This window comes from Kordia sp. E, from assembly GCF_056033805.1.
Window position 1 is genome coordinate 18094 of sequence record NZ_JBRASR010000005.1, and the last position, 15506, is coordinate 33599.

At 32.5% G+C, this 15506-nt stretch carries 16 protein-coding genes; 12 read left to right on the plus strand and 4 right to left on the minus strand.

The window, feature by feature from the left end; all coding sequences use genetic code 11:
• Positions 1 to 39 precede the first annotated feature (39 nt).
• Positions 40 to 867, minus strand: a complete 828-nt coding sequence (folP, locus tag ACUUYC_RS21710) for a dihydropteroate synthase (protein ID WP_474269350.1) — start codon at positions 865 to 867, stop codon at positions 40 to 42.
• Positions 868 to 1017: 150 nt separating this feature from the next.
• Between folP and ACUUYC_RS21715 the strand changes: the two genes are divergently transcribed.
• The 12 genes from ACUUYC_RS21715 (at position 1018) to ACUUYC_RS21770 (ending at position 13144) form a co-directional block, all read left to right on the plus strand.
• Positions 1018 to 2220: a BT_3928 family protein gene (locus tag ACUUYC_RS21715; protein ID WP_474269352.1), complete on the plus strand. Its 1203-nt coding sequence runs from the start codon at positions 1018 to 1020 to the stop codon at positions 2218 to 2220.
• Positions 2221 to 2230: 10 nt separating this feature from the next.
• A complete protein-coding gene (locus tag ACUUYC_RS21720; RefSeq protein WP_474269353.1) occupies positions 2231 to 3307 on the plus strand; it encodes an ABC transporter permease in 1077 nt (358 codons plus the stop codon).
• Between the two features lie 17 nt (positions 3308 to 3324).
• Positions 3325 to 7056, plus strand: coding sequence for a DUF7619 domain-containing protein (locus ACUUYC_RS21725; RefSeq protein ID WP_474269355.1), 3732 nt, complete (start codon positions 3325 to 3327; stop codon positions 7054 to 7056).
• Positions 7057 to 7060: 4 nt separating this feature from the next.
• The gene (locus tag ACUUYC_RS21730) at positions 7061 to 7771 is read left to right on the plus strand and encodes a hypothetical protein (protein WP_474269356.1); all 711 of its coding nucleotides are present in this window, start codon (positions 7061 to 7063) and stop codon (positions 7769 to 7771) included.
• A 21-nt stretch (positions 7772 to 7792) separates the two neighbouring features.
• Positions 7793 to 8356, plus strand: a complete 564-nt coding sequence (locus ACUUYC_RS21735) for a L,D-transpeptidase family protein (RefSeq protein ID WP_474269358.1) — start codon at positions 7793 to 7795, stop codon at positions 8354 to 8356.
• A complete protein-coding gene (locus tag ACUUYC_RS21740) occupies positions 8356 to 8847 on the plus strand; it encodes a TlpA family protein disulfide reductase (RefSeq protein ID WP_474269359.1) in 492 nt (163 codons plus the stop codon). Before ACUUYC_RS21735 ends, ACUUYC_RS21740 begins: the two co-directional genes overlap by 1 nt.
• 11 nt (positions 8848 to 8858) lie before the next feature.
• Positions 8859 to 9608 (plus strand): triose-phosphate isomerase, encoded by a 750-nt coding sequence (gene tpiA / locus ACUUYC_RS21745; protein ID WP_474269361.1) that lies wholly within the window; start codon positions 8859 to 8861, stop codon positions 9606 to 9608.
• On the plus strand, positions 9608 to 10447 hold the full coding sequence (gene prmA, locus ACUUYC_RS21750; protein WP_474269362.1) for a 50S ribosomal protein L11 methyltransferase: 840 nt from the start codon (positions 9608 to 9610) through the stop codon (positions 10445 to 10447). The genes tpiA and prmA overlap by 1 nt, the downstream gene beginning before the upstream one ends.
• Before the next feature lie 10 nt (positions 10448 to 10457).
• Complete coding sequence (locus ACUUYC_RS21755; RefSeq protein WP_474269364.1) at positions 10458 to 10733, plus strand: ATP-dependent Clp protease adaptor ClpS; 276 nt, start codon at positions 10458 to 10460, stop codon at positions 10731 to 10733.
• 223 nt (positions 10734 to 10956) lie between these two features.
• Entirely contained in the window at positions 10957 to 11793 is an 837-nt protein-coding gene (locus tag ACUUYC_RS21760) for a M57 family metalloprotease (RefSeq protein WP_474269366.1), read from the plus strand.
• Between the two features lie 194 nt (positions 11794 to 11987).
• On the plus strand, positions 11988 to 12830 hold the full coding sequence (locus tag ACUUYC_RS21765; protein WP_474269368.1) for a helix-turn-helix domain-containing protein: 843 nt from the start codon (positions 11988 to 11990) through the stop codon (positions 12828 to 12830).
• A gap of 80 nt (positions 12831 to 12910) precedes the next feature.
• Positions 12911 to 13144, plus strand: coding sequence for a hexameric tyrosine-coordinated heme protein (locus ACUUYC_RS21770; protein ID WP_474269370.1), 234 nt, complete (start codon positions 12911 to 12913; stop codon positions 13142 to 13144).
• A 59-nt stretch (positions 13145 to 13203) separates the two neighbouring features.
• Here the strand turns inward: ACUUYC_RS21770 and ACUUYC_RS21775 are convergent, their stop codons facing one another.
• From ACUUYC_RS21775 to ACUUYC_RS21785, 3 genes are read right to left on the minus strand one after another with little or no spacing between them, the layout of a single operon-like run.
• Entirely contained in the window at positions 13204 to 14082 is an 879-nt protein-coding gene (locus tag ACUUYC_RS21775; RefSeq protein WP_474269372.1) for a helix-turn-helix domain-containing protein, read from the minus strand.
• A 52-nt stretch (positions 14083 to 14134) separates the two neighbouring features.
• Positions 14135 to 15178 carry a flavin monoamine oxidase family protein gene (locus tag ACUUYC_RS21780; protein WP_474269373.1) on the minus strand — a complete coding sequence of 348 codons (1044 nt, stop codon included), beginning with the start codon at positions 15176 to 15178 and terminating at the stop codon, positions 14135 to 14137.
• Positions 15178 to 15474 (minus strand): carboxymuconolactone decarboxylase family protein, encoded by a 297-nt coding sequence (locus ACUUYC_RS21785; protein ID WP_474269375.1) that lies wholly within the window; start codon positions 15472 to 15474, stop codon positions 15178 to 15180. Before ACUUYC_RS21785 ends, ACUUYC_RS21780 begins: the two co-directional genes overlap by 1 nt.
• Positions 15475 to 15506 lie beyond the last annotated feature (32 nt).

Consider the following 15506-nt stretch of genomic DNA (forward strand, 5'->3'; position numbering starts at 1 on the left):
GAATGTGTAGTTTTCTTCTTTTAGTTAGGTGTGAAAAAATTAATCAGTTATCATTTCTACTAACTTTATACATTCCATAGCTTCTTTTACATCATGAGCCCGCAAAATAGAAGCACCATTTTGCAATGCAATTGTATGCAAAACAGAAGTTCCGTTTAAAGCTTCTTGCGGAGAATTTTTTAATACTTTATAAATCATAGACTTTCTGGAAACACCTGCTAATACGGGGAAATCTAACAATTCAAATAATTGCAATTGTTTTAAGATTTCATAATTATGAGCAACAGTTTTTCCAAATCCAAATCCAGGATCAATGATGAGGTCGTTAATATTATAAGATTTCGCTTCCGCGATTTTACTCGAAAAATAATGAAGTAACTCTTTTACAATATGATCATAACTAGGGTTTTCTTGCATTGTTTTTGGAGTTCCTTGCATGTGCATCATAATATATGGAACGCCAAGTGTACCGACAGTTTTCATCATTTCATCATCTAAATTTCCTGCGGAAATATCGTTAATCAAAGAAGCGCCAGCTTCAATAGCTTCTTTGGCAACAGAAGCTCTAAAAGTATCAATAGAAATAATTGTTTCAGGAAATTGTTTCAAAATCAATTTAACAATAGGAAGTAAACGTTGTTTTTCTTCTATTTCAGTAACATGCGGCGCATTTGGTCGCGAACTATACGCACCAATATCAATAAAAGTTGCGCCATCCGTGAGCATTTTTTCTACTTGCGACAAAATAGACGTTTCGTCTTTATATTTTCCACCATCAAAAAAAGAATCAGGTGTTACGTTTAAAATCCCCATTACTTTTGGGGAATTCAGGGAAACTAATTGACCTTTACAATTGATACTTTTCATACATATATACCTTTAAAACAAACTTATGTCCGTTTCTTTTTATAAATTGAAAACTTTAGGCGAAATTTACATAAAATCTCACGCATAGCACAACAAAACGCTAATAATGAAGTATTTTGCTTGCGCGAAAATGATAATAAAAAAATACGCATGGAAAAAATCGGAGAAGAACAGCATATTGATGTGAAAAAAAAATCAATTTGGAACATCATTATAGAATGTAAAGACATCTTTTTTAATAGTATTTTTGGTAAAATACTAGTCATACTTTCACAACTTTTTGTTGGAGGATTATTTATATTTTCAGGATTTATCAAACTAAATGATCCTGTTGGTTTTTCATTTAAGCTCACTGATTACTTTGCAGAAGATGTGTTAAATATGGAGTTTTTATCACCTTATGCCTTATGGATTGCAGTATTTGTTGTGATTCTTGAAGTCATTCTCGGTGTTATGATTCTACTAAGTTTATACAAAAAAACTGTTTTGTGGAGTTTATTAGGATTGATTGTTTTCTTTACATTCCTTACGTTTTATTCTGCATACTTCAATAAAGTTACAGATTGTGGTTGTTTTGGTGATTTTTGGAAACTCACACCTTGGGAAAGCTTTGCAAAAGATATAATTCTATTGATATTCATTCTATTTCTGTTTGCAGGCGTGAAAAGTATCAAATCAATATTTCCGAAAAAAGTGAACATTGCAATTACAGCGTTAAGCTTACTTGCTTGCATACTTTTTGGACGGCATGTACTAAATCATTTACCAACATTTGATTTCAGACCTTATAAAATTAATGATAACATCATGGAAGGAATGTCGGTTCCGCCAGATGCACCATTGCCAGTATTTCAATACAAGTGGATATTTAATGTAAATGGTGAAGAAGAAGAAATTATTACAAATTCGGCAAACTATCCTGAAGTTGAAGGCGGAACTTATGTAAGTGTTACAAGTGAAGTTCTAAAAGAAGGTTACGAGCCTCCAATTCATGATTTCTCTATAGAAAGTATGGAAGATGGAGATGTAACAGAAGCAATGATGGCAGAAGAAAAATTAGTAATCATTGTAATTTACAGTTTGGATAAAACAGAAGAAGATGGTTTATTAAAAGTAAAAGCCATTACAGATAGAGCTATTAATGCAGGTTACAAAGTAATTGGTGTATCATCTTCTGATCCGGAAGACTTACAAGATTTGGCATCCGTAGCACAGTATAATTTTGATTTTTATCTAACGGATGAAACTGCATTAAAAACAATCATTCGTTCAAATCCTGGTGTGTTAAAACTTGAAAAAGGAACCATTGTAGACAAAGCGCATTACAACGATTTTGAAAGCATAAAATTTTAGAAAACACCTTTTGGGAAAATACATCATACATAAAATTGGGTATGCATTCTTAACACTTTTTGGAGTTGTTACGGTGATATTTTTCTTGTTTAATATATTGCCAGGCGATCCTGCAAAAATGATGCTTGGACAAAATCAGACTGAAGAACAAGTAGCTATTGTAAAAAAGAAATATGGGTTTGATAAACCTTTATTAACGCAATACGGATATTATATAAATGATTTATTGCCGTTATCTTTTCATTCCACAGAAGAAAACGATTATACATATTTAGCGACCAATAAATATAGTGCAGCAAAGCTATTTACAATTGGAAATACAACAACAGTTTTAAAACTACCATACTTACGTGAATCATTTCAAAAATCTGGAAAAAGTGTTTCAAAAGTAATCAGTGAAACCTTGCCAAATACTATTGTATTAGCTATTGCAGCTATTAGTGTTGCAATGTTATTAGGAATCATTTTTGGAATTATTTCAGCCTTATACAAAGACACATTTATAGACAAATGTATTCAAATCATAAGTACATTAGGAATGAGTGTTCCTTCGTTTTTTAGTGCAATACTATTTGCATGGATTTTTGGTTTTCTATTGCATGAATTCACAAACTTAAACATGACAGGAAGCTTATACGAAGTTGATGATTTTGGTGAGTCCATTAGCATTCGCTGGAAAAATCTCATCTTACCAGCAATTGTACTAGGAATTCGCCCGTTAGCAGTTGTCATACAATTGATGCGAAATTCATTACTAGAAGTCTTCAATCAAGATTACATCAGAACAGCAAGAGCCAAAGGATTAAGCGAGTTTCAAATCATAAAAAAGCATGCAGTAAAAAACGCATTAAATCCTGTAATTACTGCAATATCAGGTTGGTTTGCTTCCATGTTAGCAGGAGCAGTTTTTGTAGAATATATATTTGGTTGGAATGGACTCGGAAAAGAAATCGTTGATGCTCTAAACAGTCAAGATTTACCAATCATTATGGGTTCTGTATTAATTATTGCTAGTATGTTCATTATAATTAATATATTAGTAGATATCATATACGGTTGGCTCGATCCCAAAATACGTTTACAATAAAATTAAAAATGTCTCCTATGAAAAAAATTGTATTGTTTGTGGTGTTGCTGTGCACTTTTATTTCAGCAAAAGCACAATGTCCAACAACAGATGTTGTATTAACAACACAAACTGAGCTTGACACTTTTGTAGCAACTTACGCATCAACCTGTACTGATATTCCTGTAAGTATTACAATAACATATAGCAGCACATCAGGTGGCATATCCATATCAGATATAAGTGGACTAAACTTTATTACTTCAATAAATGGTTCACTTGAGATTAGACAAACTAGCATCACAAATGTAGATTTTAATAATCTAACAACAGTAACGGGAGATATCATCTTCTATCAAAACGGTGGATTTGATGTTATTTCTGGATTTGATAACTTGACAGATGTTGGTGGATCTATAGATTTCAGACAGAATGTCGGCTTGGATGAAATTTCAGGTTTTAATAACTTGGTAACCGTAGGGTCATCAATAATTTTTGACCATTTTACTAGTTATTTTACGTTTCAAACTCCTTCGAGTTTAGATCTTATAACTGGATTTAATAGTGTACAAAATATTGGTGGTAATTTAGCGATTTTTGCAAATAAAGATATTACTTTTAATGCGTTTGCTAATCTTGAAAATATTGGTGGAGCTTTATCTTTTAGTAAAACAGACTTCATTAGCTTTACGGGGCTTACGCAATTAGAACGAATTGATGGCGGTATTGGTTTTTTCTGTATCAATTGGACTGATGCCGAAGTTGACGCAATTAATAATTTCACCAGTTTAACTTCTATTGGAGGCAGTATTAGCTTTACAGGTGATCCCGGACTGGGAATTTGGGAACCTGCTTGTAGTACTTCTGTTGGTTTAGATTTTTTAACAAATCTCATCACTGTAGAAGGAAATATATACTTAGATAGAGCTAACTTGCGTTCTGGATTGCAAGCTTTAGAAGCAATTGGAGGGAATATTGAAATTAAAAAGTCAGACGAATTTTGTGAACTGCCAAGTCTTATTAGTATAGCAGGTGATATATTACTTTTAGGTAGCGATACTTCAACCTCAACCTCTTTAATTTTTCCAAGTCTTCAAACTTTAGGAGGAGATTTAAAATCAACCGCAGTATTCTCGCTGACCATTAATGCCATTCAAATGGATAATCTAAGCTATCTCGGTGGCGATATTCTACTTGAAGAAGTTAGCGTTGGTGATGTTTCCATTAATTCGCTAACACACATGGACGGCTCTATAAGAATTTATTTACCACTTTCGTTCACAATGAATTCTTTACAAACCATGGGAGGCGATTTAGTTATTCGATATCAATATTCTGGCATTAATCTAGCTTCCTTTGATAATCTTTATGCAATAAATGGAAATTTAGAATTGCAATGGTGTGAAGAAATAGACTTTTTTAACCTGTTATTCGCTGTCGGTGGTAATGTTAAAGTTGTATGGAATTATGACCTACAGAGTTTAAATGGTTTAGAAACCATACAAAACATTGGTGGTAGTTTAATTGTTAAGAACAATTCTAATTTAACTGACTGTTCTGCAATCTGTGAATATGTTGCTAACAACACAAATTACAACATTGCGAATAATACGCTTTCTTGTATTACAACACAGACATGTACAAGCAATACAATTGAAGGAACAATTCAAAATGATATTGACTTTAATGGTTGTACTGTGACAGACTTGCCACTTGAAAATCTTCAAGTTACTGCCTCCGATGGAGTAAATAACTTTACAACATACACAAATGCAAATGGTGAATATTCCATTATAGTTCCTACAGGTTCATATGTAGTAAGTACAGAAACTATACCGGGAACGATGAGTATTGCGCCAGCTTCTCAAAATGTTACATTTACTGGAAGTAATGCTACTCAAGTAATTGACTTTTGTGTAACATACAACCCAATTGATGATATATCACTCACAATAGCACCAATATATATTGCTGTGCCAGGTTTTGAAGCTCGCTATAGTATTGTACTCGAAAATCAAGGAACAACAATACAAAATGGTACCATCAATTTTACGTATAGTGGCGCAAACTTGAATTTTACATCGGCTACAACGCCACCTACAACACAAACTACCAACCTATTAACTTGGGATTACACAAATTTAATTCCTGGAGAAACAAGAAGCATCATAGCCTATTTTGATGTATTACCACCACCAATTAATAATATTGGAGACCTTCTTACCTTTTCAGGAAATGCTCCTTTGGCAAGTGATGCTAATCCTAATAATAATCAAGATAATATTTTTCAAGTAGTTTTATCATCTTTTGATCCAAATGATAAAACGGTAATTGAAGGCGAGCATCTACTGATTGACGATATAGACGAATATTTGCATTATGTTATCCGTTTTCAAAATGAAGGAACTTCACCAGCAGTTAATATTCGGATTGTAGATATTATGAGCGACTTGATTGATTGGGATACTTTTGAACCAGTCGATGCCAGTCATAACTATTCAGTAGGATTAGTTACTGGAGATGATCAAAAATTAGAATTTTTCTTTACTAATATTTTTCTACCAGATAGTACTACAGACGAACCAAACAGTCACGGATATATAGCATTTCGAGTAAAACCAAAAAATACTGTGCAAATTGGTGATATTATTAATAATCAAGCGGCAATTTATTTTGATTTTAATGCACCAATTATCACTAATAAAACAGAAACTCGTATTGTGGAGGATACCGATAGTGATACGATATACAATTACTTAGACAACTGCCCAAATGAGCCCAATACTGATCAATCTGATATTGATACAGATGGAATAGGCGACGTTTGCGATGATGACGATGACGATGATGGTATTTTAGATGCAGACGATATTTGTCCACTAATTGCAAACCCAAATCAAGAAGACTTTGATGAAGACGGAATAGGAGATTTATGTGATGATGATGATGATAATGATGGAATTTTAGATGTAGATGATGATTGCCCTTATTATGCAGGAACAGCTATAGATGGATGTCCATTCCATCTTCCAACGGATAACTTTGTTATAGTAACGACAAGTGAAACGTGTGTGAATCAAAACAATGCAAAAATAAATATAAAAACAGCTTCAGTTTATAATTATGAAATTAGCTTAACAATAGATGGAGTGATGGTTGCACTTCCAGTAAACACATTCACTCAAGAATTAGACATTGAAAACTTAAGTGCAGGAACGTACGAATTATGTATTAGTATACCATCAGAAAACTACGAACAGTGTTTCACTCTAGAAATAGAAGATCCAGCAACACTTAACGCAAATTCAGCATTATCAAGAAGTAACGAATACAGTTTAGACCTAATTGGAGCAATAAACTACAGTATTTTTATTAATGGAGAACAACATACAGTAATCGCTCCAAATGAAAATACGGTAATAACATTTACAAAACAACTAAGTGAACCAATAAACAATATTGAAGTAAAAACCGAAAAAGAATGTCAAGGAAAATATACCGAAGTTGTAAAAACAATATCAAATGCAAACTTTGTAATGCTACCAAATCCAAGTAGCGATTATATATATTTAAGTTTACTAAATATAAATAAAACAACAAAAGCAAACATAAGTATATACGACATATCAGGACGATTGATTATAACAAAAACAACCAACACTCCTGTAAATAATCAAAAAATAGAGATCAAAAACTTAGAGACAGGTATATATTTCGTAAAGTTAGCTACTACCAAATATACATACACTCAAAAACTAATAAAAAAGTAAAGTTATGAGAAAAACTTTAGGATTATTCGCAGCATTAATATTTGTTAATTGTAGTGGTTCAGATGATTCAGTAGGTGAAGAGCCAGTAGTTGAGGTAAATGCTCCAGTAGCAAGTAGCTATATACTTCCAATAAACAATGCTGTATGTACTGGTGAAGAAATTTCAGAGACAGAAATTAGTGTTGACTTTCAGTGGAATACATTCTCTGATGTAGAAGATACAAGTTTAGAGTACACGTTTATACTCCGTAACTTATCTACAAATTCAATAATAACTTCTGAAACATTATCTGGAACAAGTACAAATGTTACGCTAGAAAAAGGAGTTTCATATGCATGGAATATTAAAGGAATTGACAGTGATAATAACGCTACCTTAGGAGAAACATGGCAATTTCAAACACCATTTACTGCAATATCCAATCATGTACCTTTTCCTGCAACAATGGTTAGCCCAGATAATGGTCAAGTCATTAACGATACAAATATTACCTTAGTTTGGGAAGGAAATGACCCTGATGCTGGTGAAACGGTAGAATTGTTATATACAGTATACTTAGGAACAACAAATCCTCCAATAGAAGTAGCAAACATGCTCACGACAGAAACATATTCAGAAACACTCTCTACGGGAATCTATTATTGGAAAATTGATTCAACGGATCCGAGTGGAAACATATCCAATTCTCAAATTAGGCAATTTGTTATTCAGTAGATTTTACTAAAAATCACTTGCATGAAAGTTAAAACACTTTATTTCGTCTGTATGATTATGTTTTTCATGATGCAATCATGTAAAAATGAACAATCGAAAGCTGTAAAAGAAGAAGCAGCTTCAAAGCTAGTATTGCCAATGAATACATCTGTAAATGTAGTTATTGATAAAAGTGAATACACACTTTCGATATTTACAGCAGATACATTAGTAAAGCAATATGATGTTGTTTTTGGCGGAAATCCAATAGATGACAAACATAAAGAAGGTGACAAATGTACACCAGAAGGTGTTTTTGGAATGCGAGATAAATATCCACATCGTAGTTGGTCGAAATTTATTTGGATAGATTATCCAAATGAAGCATCTTGGAAAAAATTCAACAAACGCAAAGCTGATGGAATTATCAAAGAAGGCGAAACTATTGGCGGCGAAGTCGGAATTCATGGAGTTCCAGAAGGAATGGATCATATGATTGATGACAAAAGCAATTGGACATTAGGTTGTATTTCAATGAAAAACAAGGATCTAAACGAACTATATCCGTATATGACAAAACAGACAAAAATTACAATTCAAAAATAATGAGAAACCTCATATACATATGTATTATCGGATTGCTATTTACAAGTTGTAAAAAAGAAATCCTTACTGAATTCCCACCAGAAGCATTGCAAGAAAGTATGCGAACTGTTGATGGAAAAAATATCACTTTTGAAGAAATCCTAACTAAATACAAAGGAAAAACAGTATTTGTAGACATTTGGGCTTCTTGGTGTGGCGATTGTTTAAAAGGAATTCCAGGTGTAAAAGAAATTCAAAAAAATAATCCGCAATTAACATACCTATTTCTATCTTTGGATCGTAAAGAAACAAACTGGAAAGCTGGAATACAAAAACATGGTCTTGTTGGAGAACATTACTATGTGAAAACAGGTTTCAAAGGAGCTTTTGGAAAAGCTATTGGACTCGATTGGATTCCAAGATATATGATTATCAATCCTGATGGAAGTATTAAACTTTTTGAAGCTATAAAAACTAACGATAAAGCATTGCTAGCAGCAATCAAATTATAACAATAAAGAACATGAGACGAAAAATAGTTGCAGGAAACTGGAAAATGAACAATGATCTTTCACAAACGGAAGCATTATTAAATGACTTAATAGCACAAGTACCAAATACAGATGCAAGTGTAATGATTGCACCAACGTTTGTAAACCTTTTTCAAGCGTTCAATGTATTAAAAGGACACAATATTGAAGTTATTGCACAAAACATGCATCAAGCAGAAAAAGGTGCTTATACAGGAGAAATCTCAGCACAAATGTTGAAAAGTGTAGGCGTGAATACCGTAATTCTTGGACATAGTGAACGTAGAGCTTATTTTGGTGAAATAGACGAATTATTAGCCGCAAAAGTTGACGCAGCTTTAGCAAATAATATGGAAATCATTTTCTGTTTCGGTGAAGAATTAGAAGACCGTAAAGCTGAAAATCACTTTGCAATTGTAGAAGCACAATTAAAAAATGCAATATTCCACTTAAAACAAGAAGACTGGAAAAGTATTGTATTAGCATACGAACCAGTTTGGGCAATAGGAACAGGCGAAACTGCTTCTCCTGAACAAGCACAAGAAATGCACGCATTTATCAGAAAAATAGTTTCTGAAGCTTTTGGAGATGAAGTAGGAAATGGAGTTTCTATATTATATGGAGGAAGTGTAAAACCAGCTAATGCTGCCGAAATCTTCTCAAAAGAAGATGTTGATGGTGGATTAATTGGTGGTGCAGCTTTAAAAGCAGCAGATTTCGCAGCGATCATAAAAGCAATATAATGTCAACAACATACATAGGATATACATTTAAAGTACAACCATTACAACCTGGTGTAGAAATACTTATAGCAGAACTTGGTTTTGCTGGATTTGAAAGTTTTGTAGAAAATGAAGAAGGCGTAAAAGCGTATATTCAAAAAGATGACTGGAATGCGTCAATTCTTGAAGACATTCAAATACTACAAAATAAGGAATTCCAAATTAGTTATCAGCACGAAGAAATTGCACAAGTCAATTGGAATGAAGAATGGGAAAAAAACTTTGACGCTATTGAAGTAGACGGAAAATGTTTAGTTCGTGCGCCATTTCATGAAAAGCGTGATGTGGAATATGATATCATAATAGAACCAAAAATGAGTTTTGGTACTGGACATCATGAAACTACACACATGATGTTGCAACATATCTTAAAAACAGATGTGAAAGATAAAAAAGTGCTTGATATGGGTTGCGGAACAGGAGTTTTGGCAATACTTGCCGAAATGAGAGGCGCGCAACCATTAGATGCAATTGATATTGATAATTGGTGTTATTTAAATACATCAGAAAATGTAGAACGAAACAATTGCAAACACATTTCTGTATATGAAGGCGATGTATCTCTATTAAAAGATAAAAAGTACGATATCATTATAGCAAACATCAATCGGAATATCTTACTAAATGATATTCATCAATATGCTACATGTTTACATTCGGATGGAGTTTTATTCCTAAGTGGATTTTATACAGAAGACATTCCAATCATTACTGCTGAATGTGCTAAAAACAAGTTAAAATTAGAGGATAAGCTTGAAAAAAATAATTGGGTTGCCTTAAAATTTGTAATTTTGCCTTAAAATATTGAATATGAGTACGCAAGAGAAAGTTGAAGAAGAAGTACTAACCTTAGAAGATATACAAAAGAATAACGAAATTGTTTTGTATAATGATGATGTAAATACCTTTGATCATGTCATTAACACATTAATTTATGCATGTGATCATACTGCTGAGCAAGCCGAACAATGTTCAATAATTGTTCATTACAAAGGAAAATGTACAGTGAAAACTGGACAGTACGAAGAATTGAAACCAAGATGTAGTAAATTACTTGAAGCAGGGCTTTCTGCAGAAATTGTGTAGTATAACTATATTGTTTAAAATAAATTAACGAAATAAGCGCTTTCTTCAAGCGCTTATTTTTTTTGATGAATATTTAACAAAGCATGTGTAATCTGTTAATTTTTTAAGAATTATCAGTTTTTTTAACATTTTATTAGCAATTTATCAATCTTATTCTTACTTTTGGTCTGTGTTAAAAATCGCTCCAAACTTTAATTAACATTAACAAGAAAAACTTTTAAAAATGAAAAATTTTAAAAACTTAACCTTAGCATTATTATTGGGAGCAGGAATCACTATGGTATCGTGTAGTAAAGACACTGCTGTAGTAGATGAAGAACAAGACACTGCAATTGGAATTCCACAAGACGTTCTCGAAAAAGCAAGATCTCTTCACTTTAACACATTTGACATGCAGGAAACTACATTCGAAAAGCCAAATGGTAAAATTGTAGAAGCTTATCAAATGGAAGGAGATATCATCATGACGCGTGATCAAATAATGAACATGGAACTTGGTGGAGATATTACAAGCAAACATTACCGCACAAATAACTTAGTATCAGACGGCGTAATTACGATCATTGGATACACAGGAAATAATTCAAACGGATTAACATCAACAATGCAAACTGGACTTAGTTGGGCAGTTGCAAACTATAATAGATTAAACTTAGATATTAGCTTCAACCTAACATTCGGTACTGACTATCAAAATAAAGATATGGTAGTATACCAAGTGGCTGGAGGAGCAGGAGGATCTGCTGGTTTCCCTTCTGGAGGAAATCCAAACAAATGGGTTCGTATTAACTCAGGATTAGCTGGTTACAGTACAAACGTACACGAGCATGTAATTTGTCACGAAATTGGTCACTCAGTAGGATTCCGTCATTCAGATTACTTTAGCAGACAAAGTTGTGGTCAAAACACAAATGAAGGTAGTGCAGGAGTTGGAGCAATCCATATTCCAGGGACACCAACAGGATGGGATCCATCATCTTTAATGAATGCATGTTTCAGCAGCAGTGAAGATGGAGAATTTAATGGAAATGACATTACTGCTTTAAATTACTTATACTAAGAATAGTATTAATATAGTATTTAAAAAATAACACCACGAGTGATTTTTAACATAGAAAAGACGCCTAACCAGCGTCTTTTTGCTATTTAAATACTTTTGTTTTTTTGAACGTTCTATGTTTGTATAAATGAAAACAATTAGAAAATAATAAACGTATCTTTAAATAAAATAAATTTGTGCATCAATCGCAATGCATGGCACACGTACTTTATAATAAGAAGAATGAAAAGATATTAACGGTGATGTCTATCACTAGTAATACGTTTCCTTTATTGTTTGAAAACCCAAATTTTTATGGTGTATTCTTCTTCAACCAAGCAAATGGTATGCTTACTATTGATGCACAAGAAATGACAATATCTGATCATTATATCTTGTTTTATTATCCGTATCAAAAATTAAAACTACAAGGAGATTTTGAAGGTATACTTGTTCAATTTCATCCTGATTTTTTCTGCATTGATATTCACGCAAAAGATATTGGTTGTCAAGGATTATTATTTAACAATTTTATGAATGATACTTTATTGCGTTGTTCTCAAATTGAATATAATGATTTGTCTACCTTTTATTTCAATGTACAATCAGAACTGTCTAAAAAAGAAATTGGGCAACTAGACATGGTGTCAAGTCAATTAAAAATGTTTTTAATAAATGCTGTACGTTGTAAAAAAGGAAAACAAGAAATTGAATCAGTAAAAAAAGAAAATATACATTATCAAATTGAAAAACTGATTGACAAATACTATATACAAGAATCTTCCGCAGAATTTTATGCAAAAAAAATTGAAGTATCTATTTCTACGTTCAACAGATTGTGTAAAAAATATTTCCAAAATAGTTTTGTAACATTACTAAATTTAAAACGAGTTGCAAGCGCAAAAAACAAACTATTTCTTACCAATATTTCTATTAAAGACATTGCATATGAAGTAGGTTATAATGATCCTTTATACTTTAGTCGAGTCTTTAAAAAACACACCAATATCTCTCCAAAAGATTTCCGGAAACAACTGAAAAACAATCGATTGATTTAATTGTCCATGTTTTAGTTCAATCGTCCTTAATTGTAAGGTAGTCGTTATGTTAATTTTGTTTCAAACTTGAAACTCAAAACATGGAACAAAAAGAAATTTGGCTTCACAGTCTACAAACAGCAACGCCACAAGAAGGATATGAATTGGCAATAAAACTTTCTAGAATGGGCGTAAAATCTACACAACCCGATATGGAAGTTTTAAAAAAATTAAGACCAGAATATTCAAATAATGCAACAGACCTTACGATGGCTTCACATGTAATAGCTGTTAACTTTCAAACAGTTTCTGCAGCAAACAATTATTGGAAATAAAACAAACTTACATTTAAACGAAAGCTTCGCGGAAATGTGGAGCTTTTTATAAATTATAGTTACGTAATTTCATTTCGGTAGTTGTTAGGGGAATTTCCAACATGCCGTTTAAAATACTTTACAAAGTATGATGGATCTTCAAAACCAACTCTAAAAGTTATTTCTCCTATTTGTAAAGAAGTAAATTTTAATAAGCGTTTAGCTTGCAAAATAACTCGATCTGTAATGACCTGTGAAGCAGATTTTTCAACTATTTTCTTGGTAATTGTATTCAAGGTTTTAGAGGAAATGTGAAGCAAATCTGCATATGCTTGTACCGTAAGTCCTTTTTGATAATTTTCTTCAATCAATTCTTTGTACTGTGCAAATTGTAATTCGTAGTGATTGTTGAATGACAATTGTTTTTGTTGATTCTTCTGATGTACACGTTCCAAGTTGATAAGCAAAGATTTCAATGAAAACCGAATACTATCTTCATAGCCAAATTGATGTCTTTTCAATAATTCCTTCTGCATCAATTTCATATACAAACTAGCAGTTTCGGCAGTTTCTTCGTCAATACTATAACAAGGGTTTTCTTGTGAATTGAAAATATTATATTTCAAAAAAATATCTACATCTGTATGCATAAAAAAGCTTTCATTAAAATGAATCAGCCAACCATGGATATCTAAATTATCATCAAACGCATGTATGCGATCTTTGGAAATAAAAAATATGCTATTCTTTTCAATTCCATACGACTCAAAATCAACATGATGCATTCCACTATTATCAAAAAACCAAATAATTTGATAATAACTATGTGAATGTGCTACGGCAGCTTTTTCGCCACTTCGCTTGCGATATTCATGTAAATCATAAATCTCAAATTGAAGCTTCTCAGGATGCGCTTTGTGTAGATGATATGTTGCGATATTGGTTTTAGAATCTTTCAAATAATACGTTTCAAATTCATTTTAAAAATACAATAACTTTTCATTTCTATTCTTACGATAAAAGTTTATTTGCAGCATTCAAACCGCTATAGACAGCGCCATCCATATATCCACCGTGAATTGGAGAAGTTTCTGCACCTGAAAAAAGTATTTTTCCATTGCCATAGAAATCTTGAAATACAGGATTTCCATAACGCGGACTCATGTAAATAGATTTTACAGTATCACTATTTGTGAATATATCTTGAGACCAATCTTTTTCTTCATACGTGAGATATTCCAAAACTTCATTCCCTAAATACTTTTGCAAATGATCTAAAATTCGCGATTTGCGTTCTTTAGCAGAAACATCGCGCAAAGCTTCATTTACAAAGCCCATTAAGGCAAAAGTTTCTTCCTTTGCGCAGCAATGATCGTACAATTCAGTAACACAACCAATCTGACCAATTAATGTACCCGACATTTGTTTGGCTTTCCAAAAAGGTGTTTTAAACGTCAACCCAACTTTCATGGCATTGCTCATCCACGTATGTGTGTCTTGCATACTTTCCATAAGTGAAATTGGTAATTCTGGAGTGAAAATAAGTTGAGAAGCAATTCTTGGAGGAATAGTAATAATGACTTTAGCAGCTTTAAATTCTCCTTGATTTGTAGTTAAAACAATTTGATTTTCTACTTCTTCAATATGTGAAACGTTGGTATTTGTGTAAATTTTCTCTTCATGTATTTTTGCCAATGTATGAACCAACTCAGACGTTCCACCTGAAATTCTATATGCAGGAGGATAACTCGGATCATTCTCAAAATAATGTGCAGGCGCCATAGAATTATAAACTAAAACGCTCTTTCCTTCACTATATTGATGAAACTTTTTAATATTTAAATGATCTAAAATAGAGGAAACATTTTCATGATGATCTTGAAACCAAGTAGCGCCTAAGTCAATACCATTTTTCGTTAAAATTCGTCCACCAATACGATCTCTAGCTTCTAAAATAATCACATCAGTCTCACCTTGCTTATAAAGTGCATAAGCTGTAGTGAGACCAGATAAACCTGCGCCAACAATAATATATGTTGCGGTTGTTTTTTTCATTAGTGTTCCATTAAATGTGTACCATGCACTACGGCAGCACCAGCACGTAAAGCTGCTGCAATAAACGTAACTTCGGCAAGTTCTTCTTGCGTTGCGCCAGCTTCAATAGCATGTTTTTTGTGAATTTCAAGACAATATGGACATTGTGTTGTCAATGCTACTGCAATTGCCATTAATTCTTTATACTTTTTTGGAATAATTCCATCACCAAGCGCAGCTTCGTCTAATTGTTGAAATGCCTTCATAGCAGGCGCTGCATTTTTCCCTAAAGCTCCTAATTGTTTTAGGTTTTTCATATCATACATAAGTAATTCTTTTTTTAGATTTA